The 15431-nt window shown below is 66.2% G+C and carries 12 protein-coding genes and 1 pseudogene; 11 read left to right on the top strand and 2 right to left on the bottom strand.

Annotated features, from left to right (window positions below):
- Positions 1–17 precede the first annotated feature (17 nt).
- Positions 18–962, top strand: a complete 945-nt coding sequence (locus ASB57_RS05580) for an AraC family transcriptional regulator (RefSeq protein ID WP_057651264.1) — start codon at positions 18–20, stop codon at positions 960–962.
- Positions 963–1089: 127 nt separating this feature from the next.
- Positions 1090–2073, top strand: a complete 984-nt coding sequence (locus ASB57_RS05575) for a tripartite tricarboxylate transporter substrate binding protein (RefSeq protein WP_057651262.1) — start codon at positions 1090–1092, stop codon at positions 2071–2073.
- A gap of 91 nt (positions 2074–2164) precedes the next feature.
- Here ASB57_RS05575 and ASB57_RS05570 read toward each other — a convergent pair whose 3' ends face one another.
- Positions 2165–3106 (bottom strand): LysR substrate-binding domain-containing protein, encoded by a 942-nt coding sequence (locus tag ASB57_RS05570; RefSeq protein ID WP_057651260.1) that lies wholly within the window; start codon positions 3104–3106, stop codon positions 2165–2167.
- A gap of 174 nt (positions 3107–3280) precedes the next feature.
- Between ASB57_RS05570 and ASB57_RS05565 the strand changes: the two genes are divergently transcribed.
- The 4 genes from ASB57_RS05565 to ASB57_RS05550 are packed head-to-tail and all read left to right on the top strand — an operon-like array spanning position 3281 to position 9070.
- Positions 3281–4903, top strand: a complete 1623-nt coding sequence (locus ASB57_RS05565) for a hydantoinase B/oxoprolinase family protein (RefSeq protein WP_057651258.1) — start codon at positions 3281–3283, stop codon at positions 4901–4903.
- A gap of 12 nt (positions 4904–4915) precedes the next feature.
- Complete coding sequence (locus ASB57_RS05560; protein WP_082621393.1) at positions 4916–7075, top strand: hydantoinase/oxoprolinase family protein; 2160 nt, start codon at positions 4916–4918, stop codon at positions 7073–7075.
- A gap of 10 nt (positions 7076–7085) precedes the next feature.
- On the top strand, positions 7086–8282 hold the full coding sequence (locus ASB57_RS05555) for a CaiB/BaiF CoA-transferase family protein (protein WP_057651256.1): 1197 nt from the start codon (positions 7086–7088) through the stop codon (positions 8280–8282).
- Positions 8279–9070 (top strand): enoyl-CoA hydratase, encoded by a 792-nt coding sequence (locus tag ASB57_RS05550; RefSeq protein WP_057651255.1) that lies wholly within the window; start codon positions 8279–8281, stop codon positions 9068–9070. Before ASB57_RS05555 ends, ASB57_RS05550 begins: the two co-directional genes overlap by 4 nt.
- A gap of 58 nt (positions 9071–9128) precedes the next feature.
- Here ASB57_RS05550 and ASB57_RS05545 read toward each other — a convergent pair whose 3' ends face one another.
- Positions 9129–9566, bottom strand: coding sequence for a VOC family protein (locus tag ASB57_RS05545; RefSeq protein ID WP_057655934.1), 438 nt, complete (start codon positions 9564–9566; stop codon positions 9129–9131).
- Between the two features lie 451 nt (positions 9567–10017).
- Here ASB57_RS05545 and ASB57_RS05540 point away from each other — a divergent pair.
- The 5 genes and pseudogenes from ASB57_RS05540 to ASB57_RS05520 all read left to right on the top strand — a co-directional run.
- Positions 10018–10488: pseudogene (locus ASB57_RS05540) on the top strand (MarR family winged helix-turn-helix transcriptional regulator); the annotation flags it as partial.
- A gap of 95 nt (positions 10489–10583) precedes the next feature.
- Positions 10584–12707 (top strand): FUSC family protein, encoded by a 2124-nt coding sequence (locus tag ASB57_RS05535; RefSeq protein ID WP_057651253.1) that lies wholly within the window; start codon positions 10584–10586, stop codon positions 12705–12707.
- Positions 12704–12916 carry a DUF1656 domain-containing protein gene (locus ASB57_RS05530; protein WP_057651251.1) on the top strand — a complete coding sequence of 71 codons (213 nt, stop codon included), beginning with the start codon at positions 12704–12706 and terminating at the stop codon, positions 12914–12916. Before ASB57_RS05535 ends, ASB57_RS05530 begins: the two co-directional genes overlap by 4 nt.
- Before the next feature lie 4 nt (positions 12917–12920).
- On the top strand, positions 12921–13919 hold the full coding sequence (locus ASB57_RS05525) for an efflux RND transporter periplasmic adaptor subunit (RefSeq protein WP_082621391.1): 999 nt from the start codon (positions 12921–12923) through the stop codon (positions 13917–13919).
- Positions 13920–13934: 15 nt separating this feature from the next.
- Complete coding sequence (locus ASB57_RS05520) at positions 13935–15425, top strand: efflux transporter outer membrane subunit (RefSeq protein WP_057651249.1); 1491 nt, start codon at positions 13935–13937, stop codon at positions 15423–15425.
- Positions 15426–15431: the final 6 nt, after the last annotated feature.

The raw sequence follows: 15431 nt of genomic DNA, 5'->3' as shown, positions 1-15431 counted from the left end.
ACGCCATCCTCCGAACCATGTCCAAGCCCTCTTCGCCCGCCCAACGCCAGATGGCGGCATTGATCGAACAACTGGCGCCCAACGAGGGCTACACCCGCTCCCTGCTCGACGGCGTGCGCTTCATGCGCGCCAACCATCCTTTGGGACGCACGCCGGTGCTTTACGAACCCATGATCGTGATCGTGTGCCAGGGCAGCAAGCGGGGCTACCTGGCCGACCGCGTCTATCACTACGACGCCCAACACTATCTGGTGCTGTCGGTGCCGCTGCCCTTCTCCACCGAAACCGAAGCCACGCCCGAAGAACCCTTGCTGGCGATCTCCTTGCGGCTGGACATGACCGCCATCGCCGATCTGGTCATGGCGCTGGACCAGGAGGAGCCGGTCCCCACCCCAGCCGCGCCCATGGGCATCGTCTCCACGCCGCTGGACCCCATGCTGGCTGACACCACCGTGCGGCTGCTGCAGGCGCTGTCATCACCCAGGGAAGCTCAGATATTGGGACCCGGCATCGTTCGCGAGTTGTGCTACCGCGTCCTGATCGGTGCACAGGGCGGCGCCATCCGCGCCGCCTTGGCCAGCCAGGGCCACTTCGGCCGCATCGCCCGCGCCCTGCGCCGCATCCACAATGATTATGAGCAGGCGCTGGATGTCGGGACCCTGGCGCGCGAAGCAGGTCTTAGCCTGCCCACGTTCCACGCGCATTTCAAGGCGGTGGCCAGTACATCGCCCATCCAGTACATCAAGTCGGTGCGCCTGCACCAGGCGCGCCTGCTGATGATTCGCGACGACCTGACCGCCGCTGCCGCGGGCGCACGCGTCGGCTACGAAAGCGCTTCGCAATTCAACCGCGAGTTCAAACGCTTGTTCGGCCGCAGCCCCGGTGAGGAAACCCGCGCAATGAAGCAAGCCTTCGCGCTATTGCCCGCCACACAATTAGAAGGCATCGCCACCACGCATTGAACGCACGCCCCCGGATACGGGTAAACGCCCATGATCATTTTGCATAGGGTGTGCCTGTAAAAGAATTATGCGCAGACCCCGCCGCTGCCCATAATTCTTAAAAAAAAACCCAACACAAGGCGGAATCATGAAGAACCTCTTTGCTTCGACGGCGGCAGCCGCGTTCGCGGCCCTGCTCTCCTGCGCGGCGCCGGCAGCCCATGCCGACACCTATCCCTCCAAACCCATCCGGCTGGTCGTGCCGCTCGCTCCCGGCGGCAGCGCCGACGTGCTGGGCCGCCTGATCGCGCAAAAGTTGTCGGAGAAGTATGGGCAAAGCGTCATCGTGGAGAACCGTCCCGGCGTGGGCGGCAACATCGGCGCGGAGAACGTGGCCCGTTCCGAACCCGATGGCTACAGCCTGCTGTTCGGCACCATCGGCATCCACTCCACCTACAAAATCTATCCCAACCTGAAGTACGACCCCTCCAAGGACCTCAAGCCCGTGGTGGTGCTGGCCGAACTGCCCAACGTCCTGGTCGTGCCGAAGGATAGCCCGCTGACCAATACCCGCGACGTCATCACCGAAGGCAAGGCTCATCCGAACACGCTGTTCTTCGGCTCCGCGGGCTTCGGCTCGTCCACGCACATGGCCGGCGAACTGTTCAAGTACCAATCCCATGCGGACATCTCGCACATCCCCTACAAGGGTAGCGGCCCCGCCTTGACCGACCTGGTCGGCGGCCGGCTGCAACTGATGTTCGAAAACCTGCCCACCGCGCTGCCCCTGATCAAATCGGGCCAGCTGAAGGCCCTGGCCGTGACCAGCGCGACCCGCGCGCCCAGCCTGCCCGACGTGCCGACCATCGCGCAGGACGGCCTGCCGGGGTATGCCTTCACGGCATGGTTCACGATCGCTGCGCCGGCTCATACGCCGGATGCCATCGTCGACAAGCTGAACAAGGATATCCGCGAAATCATGCTGTCCAAGGACATGGCGCCCAAGCTGGCCGACCTGGGTGTCACGCCCGTGCCCGGCAACCGCGACGCCAAGGCCAGCGCGACCTTCATCGCGGGCGAGACCAACACCTTCAGCCAGATGATCCAGACGGCGCATCTCACCGCGCGCTGACGGCATGCGCAGGGTCTGGCCGCGCACGTGCATGGCCATCCCTGTCCTGTGGCCAGGCGCGCCCCTCCGGGCGCGGCCTGGCCACGGGCTTTCACCCCCACGTTTCCCTCAAAGGCGCCATCGCATCATGCAGGCGTTCGATGAACATCGCGGCGATGCGCGATGGCGGCGCATCGGCTGCCGTCATCAGCATCAGCTCGATCGGCAGATTCGGCTCGAAGCGCTTGACGACGAGCCCGGCGCGCCGCAGCGGCAGCGCCGCGAACGGGCTGACCAGCGCCACGCCGGCGCCCTGCAAGGCCAGCACGCACATATTCATGCCGTAGCCGGTCTCCACCACGACTTCCGGCTCCACCTGCTCCTGCGCGAACATACCGGACACCGACGCATGCGACGCACTGTCGCGCGACGGCAGGATCATCGCCACGCCGTGCAGGTCCCTGGCCTTGATGGCCCGCTTGCTCGCCAAGGCGTGGTCCTTGTTCATGACACACACCGTGTTCACCTGGATCAGGGGTTCGGCGTTGACCCCCGATACATCGATGGACCGCTCCGCGATGCCCATATCCGCCTTGCCGGAGATGACGCTATGCCGGATCAAGCCGGACGTCACCGTTTCGATCTGGATCTGGATGCCGGGCCGCTCCTTCAGAAACGCGGTGGCGATGCTGGCCAGCGGCCCCATGCCGAAGGAAGGCTGGCTGCCCACGATCAGCTTGCCGCTGTGGCCACCGCGCAATTCCGCGATGGTCTGGGCGATGTGCTCCATGCCCACGTAGGTCCGCTCGATGGTGTTGAACAGGATGCGCGCCTCGGGCGTGGGCACCAGCCGGCTCTTGTGCAACTCGAACAGCTTGATGCCGATATGGCGCTGGAAGCGTGCGATCAACTTGCTGATCACCGGCTGCGACGTGTGCATGAGCACGGCGGCATCGGTGGCCGTGCCGCGAATCATCACGGCCCGGAAGGCCTCCACTTCGTGGATTTTCAGTGTCTGGGCGCCTCGCATATCGGAGGCAATGCTGGTGTTCATGGAGTTCCCCTTGGCGCCGCGTGCCAACGGTGGCCTCTGTGGACCATGTATGTTCGTTTGGCATGCCCTACGGCGAAATAAACATTATGAAGACATAGTCTAAACCGCCAGAATCGTTCTGTGTCATCAATTACGCCGCATCGATGCAAATGCGGCGCGAACAAGGGAACCGAGATGAATCAAACCTTAGACGCGATCACGCTGGAACTGCTGTGGACTCGCATGATCTCCATCGTCGATGAAGCGGCCGCCGCCATGGTGCGCACGTCCTTCTCGACCATCGTGCGCGAGTCCAACGACTTCGCCTGCGTGCTGACCACCGCCGATGGCCGTTCGGTCGCACAGGCGACCAACAGCATCCCGTCCTTCATGAACACCATGCCGCGCACCATCCGGCACTTCCTGGAGGAATATCCGCTGGACCAGCTGGAACCGGGCGATGTCCTGATCACCAACGACATCTGGCAAGGCACCGGGCACCTGCCGGACATCTCGGTCGCCAAGCCGATCTTCAAGGGCGGCAAGGTCGTGGCATGGGCGGGCTCGGTGGCCCACGCGCCGGACATCGGTGGCCGCATCCGCTCGGCGGACGCGCGCGAAGTGTATGAGGAAGGCCTGCAGATCCCCATCATGAAGGTGATGCGCAAGGGCGAAGTGGACCCCACCTTCGAACGCATCATCCGCAAGAACGTGCGCGAGCCCGACCAGGTCATGGGCGATCTGTTCGCGCAGTTCACCGCCCTGCGCATGATCGAATCCCGCATGCTGGCGCTGATGGAAGAGCGTGGCCTGGACGAGATCGACACGCTGGCTGGCGAAATTCACGCCCGCTCCGAAAAAGCCATGCGCGAGGCCATCCGCGCCTTGCCTGAAGGCGTATACAAACGCACCGCCATCAGCGATGGCCTCGACCATCCGATCAAGCTGGAACTGACGCTGACCATCAAAGACGGCGAGATCACCGTGGACTATGACGGCACTGACGCCCAGGTCCCGCGTTCCATCAACGTCTGCCTGGCCTACACCATCGCCTACACCTGCTACGGGCTGCGCGCGGTGTTGCTGCCCAACGTACCCAATAACGAAGGCGTGATGGCCCCCATCCACGTCAAGGCGCCCGAAGGCTGCATCCTCAATTCCCGGCCGCCCGCGGCGGGCGGCGCGCGCGCCCTGATCGGCCACTTCGTGCCCATGATGGTCATCGGCGCGCTGGCCGACGCCCTGCCCGACCGCGCCATCGCCGCGGTGGGTTCGCCCTTGTGGTGCGTCAACCTGTCCGGCACCCGCGAGTCCGGCACGCCCTTCACCAATCTGTTCTTCATGAACGGCGGTTACGGCGGCTCCCACAAGCAGGACGGCGCCAACGTGCTGTCCTGGCCCAGCAACATCTCGTCCACGCCCGTGGAGATGATCGAAAAGATGTCGCCCCTGCACGTCCGCCACCGCCAACTGCGCACCGACGCCGGTGGCGCCGGCCTGCATCGCGGCGGCACGGGACAAGCCATCGCCTTCGAGAATCGCAACAAGACCCCCATCGTCGTCAGCTTCATGGCTGAACGCACCCGCGACGAAGCCGCCGCTCAAGGTTTGGCGGGTGGCGAGCCCGGTGCACCAGGCGCCGTCATCCTGAATGGCACGGTGGTCAATCCCAAAGTCCAGCACGTCCTGAATCCTGGCGAAGTCGTGGAATTGCTGACCCCCGGAGGCGGCGGCTTCGGCCCGGCCGCCCAACGCGATCCCGCCGCCGCGCAGCGCGACGCCCAAGACGGCTACACCAGCGCTGTCGCCCATTCGTAATCGAGGTAAATCATGCAAGCAGGCAAATACTCACTGGGCATCGACATCGGCGGCACCTTCACCGACATCGTCGTCTACGACACCGTCAGCGGCACCTCGACGTCGCACAAGGAACTGACCACCCCCAAGGCGCCCTATGAAGGCGTGATCCGCGGCGTGCGCACGCTGTTCGAACGCGAGGACCTGCCCTACGCGAACGTGGACCGCGTCATTCACGCGACCACCCTGTTCACCAACGCCCTGATCGAACGCAAGGGCGCGCTGACCGGCCTGATCACCACCGCGGGCTTCCGCGACACGCTGGAGATGGCGCGCGAGCACAAATACGAGCTGTTCGACCTGCACATCGAGCTGCCCCGCCCCATCGTGCCGCGCCGGCTGCGCCTGGAAGCGGCCGAACGCATCGGCCCGGATGGCGTGGTGCAAAAGCCGCTGGACGTCGACCAGGTAGTCGAACAGGCGGGTCGCCTGGCCGCACAGGGCGTCACGTCCATCGCCATCGTCTTTCTGCACGCCTACGCCAATCCCGTCCATGAACGCCAGGCGCGCGCGGCCATCGCCGCCGCGCATCCGGGTCTGTTCATCTCGATTTCGTCCGACGTCTCGCCGCAGATCCGCGAATTCGAGCGCACCTCGACCACGGTTGCCAATGCTTATGTGAAGCCCCTGGCCGACGGTTACCTGGACCGCATGAGCGCGGAGATCGAGCAGCTGGGCATCAAAGCCCCCCTGTTCATGATGCTGTCCAACGGCGGCCTGACCCACGTCGACGAAGCCAAACGCGTACCCATCCAGCTGCTGGAGTCGGGCCCCGCCGCCGGCGCGCTGGCCGGCGCCTTCTTCGGCAAGCGCTCGCACATCGAGGATGTGCTGGCCTTCGACATGGGCGGCACCACGGCCAAGCTGGCCATCATCGACGAAGGCAAGCCGCTTATCGCGCATCACTTCGAAGCCAGCCGCGAAAAGCGCCTGACCGAAGGCAGTGGCCTGCCCATCTCCATTTCCACCATCGAGCTGATCGAGATCGGCGCCGGCGGCGGCAGCATCGCCCACCTGGACGCCCTGGGCCTGCTCAAGGTTGGCCCCGAGAGCGCCAGCTCCCTGCCCGGCCCCGCGTGCTACGGCCGCGGCGGCACGCAGGCCACCGTCACCGACGCCAACCTGGTGCTGGGTTTCCTGGACCCGGCGGCTTTCGCGGGTGGCACCATGGCCATCGACGTCAGCAAGGCCGAGGACGCGATGCGGCCGCTGGCCCAGCAGTCGGACCTGTCGGTGCCGGATTTCGCCTGGGGCATCTATTCCATCGTCAATGAGAACATGGCCGCGGCCGCGCGCGTACACGTCGCCGAACGTGGCCACCATGCGGGCAAGTTCGCCCTCTTGCTCACGGGCGGCGGTGGCCCCCTGCACGGCTGCGAGGTGGCGCGGCGCCTGGGTATGACGCGCGCCATCTGCCCGCCGGGCGCGGGTGTGGCATCCGCGCTGGGCCTTTTGATGGCGCCGGCGCGTATCGACCGCATGGTCAGCGTCGGCTGGAAGCTGGAAACGGTGGATTGGGCCGCGCTGGAAACCGAGTTCGCGCGCATCGAGAACGACGCCCGCGCCGTCATCGACGCCACCCTGCCCGGCCAGGGCGCCAGCGCGCACAGCCAGCGCGCGGCCGACCTGCGCTTCGTCGGCCAGGGCTTCGAAGTCATCACCGACCTGCCCCCGGGTCCCTATACCGCCGCCACCTACGCCGCCATCCGCGAAGCATTCCTGGCCACGTATGCCAGGACCTTCGGCCAGGTGCCTCCGCGCGGCGACATCGAGATCATCAACCTGCGCGCGGCCGTGTCGGCCGGGGGCGGCGAAGGCGATCTGAACGTGGATACGGGGGCGGTATCGGCTGCCGGCGCCACCCGTGGCACGCGCCGCATGTACCTGCCCGAGAGCAAGGGCTACGCCGACGTGCCCGTGTATGAGCGCGGCGCCCTGCGCGCGGGCCAGACCTTCCACGGCCCGGCCATCGTGCAGGAAGCCTCGTCCACGCTGATCGTGCCGCAGCACGCCACCGTAGAAGTGGATGACAGCGGCAGCCTGATCGTGAACCTGGACGCCACGTCATCGCGTTGGCAAGCCCCCTCTTCCGTCATCGAAGAAAGCGAGAAACAAAGTGCATGCGCAAACTGAATCCCAAACTGTGACCGGCCAGGAACAGCGCGAAGGACCGCTCAAGCGCTTCCGCATTCTGGACCTGACCCGCGTACGCGCCGGCCCGACCTGCATCCGCCAGTTCGCCGACTGGGGCGCCGACGTCATCAAGATCGAGAGCCCGGAATACATGGAGGTCAGCGACGGCTGGGGCGGCCTGCGTGACGGGCCCGACTTCCAGAACCTGCATCGCAACAAGCGGTCCCTGACGATCAACCTGAAGGACCCCGAGGGCCGCGCGATCTTCCTGGAACTGGTCAAGGAAGCCGACGTCGTCGCCGAGAATTTCCGGCCGGACGTCAAGTTCCGCCTGGGCATCGACTACGAGACCTTGAAGGCCGTCAACCCGCGCATCGTCTACGCCAGCATCTCCGGCTTCGGCCAGGACGGTCCCTACGCGAAACGACCGGGCTTCGACCATATCGTGCAGGGCATGGGCGGCCTGATGTCCATCACCGGGGATCCAGCGCACGGCCCCATGCGCACGGGCATCGCAGTGGCGGACACCGGCGCGGGCATTTACTGCGCCATGGCGGTCATGACGGCGCTGCTGGAGCGCGAGGTGTCCGGCCAGGGGCAATGGGTGCAGGTATCGCTGCTGCAGGCCATGATCGCCATGTGCGATTTCCAGGCGGCACGCTGGCTGTTTCTCAAGGAGATCCCCGGCCAGCCCGGCAACAACCACCCGACGTCCATTCCTACGGGGGTCTATCCCACCGCCGACGGCTACATCAACATCGCGGCGGGCGAGCAGGCCATGTTCCGCCGGCTGGTCAATGCCATGGGCGTGCCCGAGCTGATGGAGCGCGAGGAATACAGCACGGAACAGGGCCGGTCCGACCATCGCGAAAGCCTGAACGTCGAACTGAGCGCGCTGACCCGTCAGCGCACCACGGCCGAGTGGATGGTGTGCATGGAAGAAGGCCAGGTGGCGGCCGGTCCCATCAACAAGATGAACGAGGTGTTCGCCGATCCGCAGGTCAAACACCTGGGCATCGCCACGCCGGTGTCCCATCGCCGCCTGGGCGAAGTCGAAATGGTGGGACAGCCTTTCAGCCTTAGCCGCACGCCCAGCCAGATGCGCAGCGCGGCGCCGGATCGCGGCGACGATACCGATGCCTTGCTGCGGGAGCTGGGCCACAGCGACGAAGACATTGCCCGCTTGCGGGAACAGGGTGTCATATGACGACTTCTCGACACATACTGGCCGAGAAAACCGGCGCCATCGGCTGGGTGATTTTCAACCACCCGGAGAAACACAACGCCGTTTCATTGGAGATGTCGGCGGCGGTGCCGCCCATCATCGCCGACTTCGACGCGGATCCCGACATCCGGGTGATCGTGGTCAAGGGCGCGGGTGACCGGTCCTTCATCGCGGGCTCCAATATTTCCAACTTCGACGCCGTGCGGGCCAATCCGCAGGCGAATCGCGAGTACCAGGAAATCAGCCAGGGGTCCTATGACGCGGTCTACAACAGCGCCAAGCCCACCATCGCCATGATCAAGGGCTATTGCATGGGTGGCGGCATGGACTACGCGGCCAGCTGCGACATTCGCATCTGCTCCGACGATTCGGTCTTCGCGATTCCGGCCGTCAAGCTGGGCTTGGGGTATGGCTACCAGGGGCAGATACGGCTGAACCGGCTGATCGGCAGCAGCCGGGCGCGCGATCTGTATTTCACGGGACGCCGCTACGACGCGGCGGAGGCGCTGGCCGCCGGCCTGGTGCAGGAAGTGGTGCCGGCGGCCGGGCTGGAGGCACGCGTGCGGGCCTATGCCGAATCGATTGCCGAGAACGCGCCCTTGACCATCAAGGCGCTGAAACGCGTGTTCCTGGAATTGGAGAAGGCGCCCGCCGAGCGGGACATGGACGCTGCCCATGCCCTGATCGCCGCTTGCTATGACAGCGAGGACTATCGGGAGGGGAAAGCGGCATTCGCCGAGAAGCGCAAGCCGCGCTTCAAAGGCCGCTGAGTCGCGGCCTTGGCTTCTGTGAGAATCCGCGCATCGTGAAGATGCGCGGATTTTTTCTTTAGATGGCGTACAGCGCTTCCAGCGTGCGGAAGCCCTTCACTTCGATGGGGTTGCCGAACGGGTCCATGAAGAACATGGTCCATTGTTCACCCGGCTCGCCTTCGAAGCGCACTTGCGGGGCCAGCACGAAGTCGATCTGGCCGCTGGCCTTGAGGCGCTCGGCCAGGGCTTGCCACTGGGGCAGCATCAGGGCCAGGCCGAAGTGAGGCATGGGGACCAGCTTGTCGCCCACCTTGCCGGTGCGCGCGGTCTTCAGCGGTTCGCCCAGGTGCAGCGACAGTTGATGGCCGAAGAAATCGAAGTCGACCCAGGTATCCGTGCTGCGGCCTTCCCTGCATCCCAGCGCATCGCCGTAAAAGCGACGGGCTTCGTCCAGATCCAACACGTTCAAGGCAAGGTGAAAGGCATTCGGCGGCAGTGCTACGGGCGTGTCCATGATTTCCAAAGCAATTTTCAAAAGATGGGATACGGGCCGGCAAAACCGGCAGCCCGTGATTTTGCTGCATCGCGGAATATGAAGCCAATGATTTTTTGCATAAGGGTTAGTTGATTCGGACATGGGGGGAGAGTTATGGGGGAAGCCCCCATATGCCCCCTTTTTTGGGCTAGCGCCCCGATGGCCGCACCGGGCGCGGGCTCCAAAGCGGGCCCCGCCGCGCGGACCGGGCGACTGGGGTCCTGCCCGGGCCGGGCCGAGCCGGGGCGGGGCAAGGCGGCCGGCGGCTGGCACAGAGCGCGGGGCGCGCGCGCGCCGCCCCGCCGAAATGCGCGGCCGCGCGTCAAGCGGCCCATGGGGACCGCCCCCTGTCCCCCAAATTCAGCAAACGCTCAGAATTCGATAACAAATTAATTGATAGGCTCCTAATAGTTAACTTATAATAAGCTTTATGAATACTCCAGCCGACACCCGCCTCATGGCCCTCACGGCCCATTTGATGGTGATCCATCGCGCCTACCGCGCCGCCGCCGACAAGGCGTTGGCCGATTACGGCCTGTCGCAGGCCACCGCGTGGCCCGTGATCACCGCCGGTCGCCTAGGTGACGGCGTCCGCCAGGGCGTGCTCGCCGAAGCCATGGGTGTCGAAGGCCCCTCCCTGGTCCGCGTGCTGGACCAGCTGGTCGCCGCCGGCCTGATCGAACGCCGTGAAGACCCCCTGGACCGCCGTGCCAAGACCCTGCACCTCACCCAGGCCGGCAACGACCTGCGCGAGCGCGTCGAAACCATGCTGGTCCACCTGCGCCGCCGCCTGTTCGCGAATATTGCGCCGCAAGATCTGGACGCCTGCCTGCGAGTCTTCGAAGGCCTGAAGTCCTCCCTGGCCCACCATCACGCCGAACCCGGCACCGCCTACGAACCCGTGCCGCCGGTCGTCCTGCCGGGCAGCACCAGCGTGGGCGCAAAGCTTGCTTCCGACCCCCTCGATCCCAAATCTACGGATGGGGAGCCGCGGTCATGAAAGCGCCTACCGGCGACGAGTTGCTCTTTTCGGTCAAGGCCTATGTCGCGGCCATGGCCGCGCTTTACCTGTCGCTGATGATCGACCTGCCGCGGCCCTTCTGGTCCGTGACCACGGCCTACATCGTTTCGCAAAACTGGGCCGGCGCCGTCCGCTCGAAGGCCATCTTCCGCCTGGGCGGCACCTTCATCGGCTCCACGGCCATGGTGTTCGTCGTGCCCCGCCTGTCCGCCTATCCAGTTCTGATGGTGGGCGCGCTGGCATTGTGGATAGGCATCTGCCTGTACATCGCCGTGCTGGACCGCACCCCGCGGTCCTATATGTTCATGCTCGCCGGCTACACCGCCGGCATGATCGCCCTGCCCAGCGTGACCAACGCCGCGACCGTCTTCGACACCGCCCTGGCCCGCGTGGAAGAAATCAGCCTGGGCATCATCTGCGCCACCCTAGTCCACAGCCTGATCCTGCCGCGCGGCATCGCCCCGGTGGTCATGGGCCGCCTGGATGCGGCCGTGCGCGACGCCCGCCTGTGGGTGCAAGCCGTCCTGCGCGGCGACACCAAGGCCCGCACGGCCCGCGAGCGCCGCGCCATCGCCAACGACATCACGCAGCTGCGCCTGCTGTCCACCCACGTCCCCTACGACACCGGCAACATCCGCTGGACCGCGCGCTCCATCTCCGCCATGCAGGACCGCATGGCCGGCCTGACACCCATCGTCTCGTCGCTGGAGGACCGCCTGCGCACCTTGCGCGCCAGCGGCGCCCCCCTGCCTGAGGGGCTGGAACCCCTGCTAGACGACATCGCCACCTGGACCGAGGCCGGCCGCAACAGCGGCGACGACGCCAACCGCGCCACCGCGGCCGCCCTGCGCCGGCGCATCGCCGACATCATGCCCACCGTGGACGCCACGTCCGGCTGGGACACCATGCTGCTGGTCAGCGCATGTACCCGCCTGCGTGAAATGGTCGACCATTTCGAAGAAGGCCTGGCCCTGCGCCGCGACATCCAGGCCGGCCTGAACGGCGCGCCGCCGCCCATGCCGCGCATGCCCGTCACGTCGAATCGCGCCCTGCACCACGATCACGGCATCGCCCTGCTGTCCGCGCTGGCGGCGGCCTTCGCCCTGGCCGTGTGCTGCGCCTTCTGGATCGGCACCGCCTGGACCTACGGCGCCAACGCCGCCCTGTTCGCCGTGATCTTCAGCTGCTTCTTCGCCACGCAGGACAATCCGGTGCCGGGCATCATGGAATTCCTGACGTACATCACGTTGTCCATTCCGCTGTCCGCCCTCTACCTGCTCGTCATCCTGCCCGCCCTGCATTCCTTCGAAATGGTGGCGCTGGCGATCTTCCCGACCGCCTTCATCCTCGGCATCTTCATGGCGCGGCCCACCACCTTCGGCAAGGCCATGGCCATGCTGTTCGGCTGGACCGGCACCCTGGCCCTGCACGACACCAACACGGCCGACCTGGTGTCCTTCATCGACAGCACCATCGCGCAGAACGTCGGCGTGGCCGCGGCCGCCATCATCGCCGCGCTGTTCCGCAAGGTCAGCGCCGAGTACAGCGCCCGCCGCATCCAGGAAGCCAACTGGAAAGAACTGGCCAGCATGGCCGGCGCCGACGGCCCGCCCGCGCGCGCCGGTTTCACCGTGCGCATGCTGGACCGTATCGGCCTGCTGCACACGCGCCTGGCCGAGCGCGACAAGGACAGCGAGCCCGTCGAAGAAGACACGCTGCTGGACCTGCGCATCGGCAACGAAATCGCCGAACTGCAACGCGCCCGCCGTGAACTGCCCGTCGCCGATGCCGCCATCCGCCCGGTACTGGACGGCCTGGCCGCCTGCTTCCGCGCCCGCGCGGCCGGCACGACCGAATGGCGCGAACCCGAATACAAAGGCGGCGCCAGGGACGCCACTGAAAACGGCCGCGTAAGCGTCCTGAACCGTATCGACCGCGCCCTGGAACGCGTCAACGGCACCACGCCCGGCGTGCCGCGCCATCGCGCCATCGTCGCTCTGGTGGGCCTGCGCCGTTCCCTGTTTCCGCAGGCCCCCGCCTATCAGCCGGTCCTGGCGGCCACGCCCTCCGCAACCCCTAATGTCCCGTCCGCAACATGATTGGCGAATTCAATATTTACGGCATCTACATGCCCTGGCTGCTGGTCCTGGCGTTTCTCACGCTAGGCGTGTCCTGGATCGTGCGCCGCGTGCTTGCCCGCCTCGGCATGTACCGCATCGTCTGGCACCCGGCCCTGTTCGATCTCGCCCTGTATGTCGTGCTGCTGTACGGCGTCGTCCTGATTTCCCCGCATATTTTCTCGAGATAGCATCATGAAGCTCCCTTCCGCATTACGCCCCGCCGCCCTGGCCCGCTATGCCGTGACGACCGTGATCGTCGTCGCGGCGGCCTATGCCGGCTGGCAGCTGTGGGAACACTACGAAGTCGAACCCTGGACCCGCGACGGCCGCGTGCGCGCCGACGTCGTGCAGATCGCGCCGGACGTCTCCGGCCTGGTCACGGCCGTGCCGGTGCAGGACAACCAGACCGTCAAGAAAGGCGACGTGCTGTTCGACATCGACCGCGCCCGTTATCAACTGGCCTACGATCAGGCCCAGGCGTCCGTCGCGTCCCAATCCGTGGCGCGCGACCAGGCCCAACGCGATGCCCGCCGCAACCGGGAATTGGGACAGCTGGTTTCCGCCGAAGCGCGCGAACAAAGCCAGACCAAGGTGGAACAAGCCGAATCAGCCTTGGCACAAGCCAAGGTGGCGCTGGACATCGCCAAGCTCAATCTGCAACGCAGCCGCGTCGTGGCGCCTGCCGATGGCAGCGTCACCAACCTGGACCTGCACGTCGGCGCGTATGCCGCCGCCGGCCGCGGCGTGATGGCCCTGGTGAATTCGAACTCGTTCTACGTCGAAGGCTATTTCGAGGAAACCAAGCTGCCCCGCATCAAGGAAGGCGACCGCGTCACCGTTCAACTGATGGGCGAAGACCGCAGCATCCGGGGTCACGTCGAAAGCATCGCGCTGGGCATCGCCGACCGTGATCGCGTCACCAGCGCCAACATGCTGCCGTCCGTGAACCCCAACTTCAACTGGGTGCGCCTGGCCCAGCGCATCCCCGTGCGCGTGCACATCGACGAAGTGCCCGCCGGCGTGCGCCTGGTGTCCGGTCAGACCGCGACCGTCATCGTCCAGGAAGACGCACGGGCCACGGGGTCCGCCTCGAACCCCGCCAACGATGCCGCCGCGACCCCCGCCACGCCCCCCGCAACCACCCCCGCTACAACGCCCGCCCCGACCCAAACCCCGGCGCCGCGCTCGTAATTCATGAGTCCCGCCATGCGTACCCTTCCTTTTCCCAAGTTATCGGTGCTGATCGTGGCAGCCGCCATCGCCGGCTGCACCACGGTGGGTCCCGACTACAAAGTGCCGGCGGACGCCGCCGTGAACCGTCCCGCGGCCGCCGCGCCATTCAGCGGCGCCAACAACGCCGCCTTCGCCGAAGCCGCCGTGCCCGGCAAGTGGTGGCGCCTGTATGACGACCCGCAGCTCGATGCGCTGATCACCAAGGCCCTGGCCGCCAACACCGATCTGCGCGTCGCCGAAGCCAATATGGAGCGCGCCGCCGCCGCCACCCGGCAGGCCGAGGCCGCGCGCCAGCCCTCCGTCGGCGTCAACGCCAAGCCCTATTTCGGCCATCCATCCGGCTTCGAAGAGCTTGCCCCGGGCTACGATCCCCCGAGCGAATGGTTCTACAGCATGGGCGCCAGCGTCTCGTACACCGTCGACCTGGTCGGCCAGATCCGCCGCGCCATCGAAGCCGCCGATGCGGACCAGGCGTCAGCCCAGGCCGCCTATGACGCCATGCGCGCCAACGTCGCGGCGCAAACCGCCCTGGCCTATGCCACCGCGTGTACGGCCGGCATGCAGATCGCGTCGGCGCAACATTCGGTGGACGTGCAAAGCGAGTCCGTCAAGGTCAACGAGAAATTGCAGAACCTGGGCCGCGGCACGGCCCTGGACGTCACGCGCTCCCGCGGCCAGCTGGAACAGCTGCGTGCCGCCGTGCCGCCGCTGGAAGCCAAACGCCGCGTCGCCTTGTACCGTCTCGCCACCCTGACCGGTGAAACGCCCAACCAGTTTCCTCAGCAATTGGCGCAATGCGCCACGCCTCCCGAACTGAAGCAGGCCATCCCGGTCGGCGACGGCGCGGCGCTGCTGCGGCGCCGTCCCGATATCCGCGAGGCGGAACGCGCCATGGCCGGCGCCACCGCGCGCATCGGCGTGACAACGGGTGACCTCTATCCCAAGATCACCTTGGGCCTGTCGGCCGACTCCGGCTACCTGCTCAATCAATTCGGCAGCCGCGGCAGCTTCGGCTACAGCCTGGGACCGCTGATCTCCTGGACCATTCCCAACACCGGCGCCGTGCAGGCCCGCATCGCCGAAGCCGAGGCCAGCACCAAGGCCGCCTATGCCCGCTTCGATGCGACGGTGCTCAATGCCCTGCGCGAAACCGAAAGCGCGCTGACGGTCTATGCCCGCGAACTGGACCGCGACGACGCCTTGAAAGCCGCCCGCGACCAGAGCAGCGAAGCGGCCAACCAGGCGCGCAAGCTGTATCAATACGGAAAGACGGACTACCTGACCGTGCTCGACGCGGAACGTACCCTGGCCGGCACCGAAAGCGCCCTGGCCGCGTCGCAGGCGGAAATCGTGGAAGACCAGATCAAGCTGTTCCTGGCCTTGGGCGGCGGCTGGGAACAGGATGCCCAGGCCAAACAACAGGACGCGCAGGCCAGGCCGGAAGCGGCCAAGCCCGCCAAATGATTGACG

The organism is Bordetella sp. N (genome assembly GCF_001433395.1).
GTDB lineage: Bacteria > Pseudomonadota > Gammaproteobacteria > Burkholderiales > Burkholderiaceae_B > Bordetella_C.
This window is presented reverse-complemented; position numbering and strand designations above follow the sequence as displayed.

Bases quoted from the DNA above. Each gene is read 5' to 3' on its own strand.
- ASB57_RS05580 (WP_057651264.1), top strand. From the start codon at position 18: ATGTCCAAGCCCTCTTCGCCCGCCCAACGCCAGATGGCGGCATTGATC.
- ASB57_RS05535 (WP_057651253.1), top strand. From the start codon at position 10,584: ATGAAAGCGCCTACCGGCGACGAGTTGCTCTTTTCGGTCAAGGCCTAT.
- ASB57_RS05565 (WP_057651258.1), top strand. From the start codon at position 3,281: ATGAATCAAACCTTAGACGCGATCACGCTGGAACTGCTGTGGACTCGC.
- ASB57_RS05520 (WP_057651249.1), top strand. From the start codon at position 13,935: ATGCGTACCCTTCCTTTTCCCAAGTTATCGGTGCTGATCGTGGCAGCC.
- ASB57_RS05575 (WP_057651262.1), top strand. From the start codon at position 1,090: ATGAAGAACCTCTTTGCTTCGACGGCGGCAGCCGCGTTCGCGGCCCTG.
- ASB57_RS05570 (WP_057651260.1), bottom strand. From the start codon at position 3,106: ATGAACACCAGCATTGCCTCCGATATGCGAGGCGCCCAGACACTGAAA.
- ASB57_RS05530 (WP_057651251.1), top strand. From the start codon at position 12,704: ATGATTGGCGAATTCAATATTTACGGCATCTACATGCCCTGGCTGCTG.
- ASB57_RS05525 (WP_082621391.1), top strand. From the start codon at position 12,921: ATGAAGCTCCCTTCCGCATTACGCCCCGCCGCCCTGGCCCGCTATGCC.
- ASB57_RS05560 (WP_082621393.1), top strand. From the start codon at position 4,916: ATGCAAGCAGGCAAATACTCACTGGGCATCGACATCGGCGGCACCTTC.
- ASB57_RS05545 (WP_057655934.1), bottom strand. From the start codon at position 9,566: ATGGACACGCCCGTAGCACTGCCGCCGAATGCCTTTCACCTTGCCTTG.
- ASB57_RS05550 (WP_057651255.1), top strand. From the start codon at position 8,279: ATGACGACTTCTCGACACATACTGGCCGAGAAAACCGGCGCCATCGGC.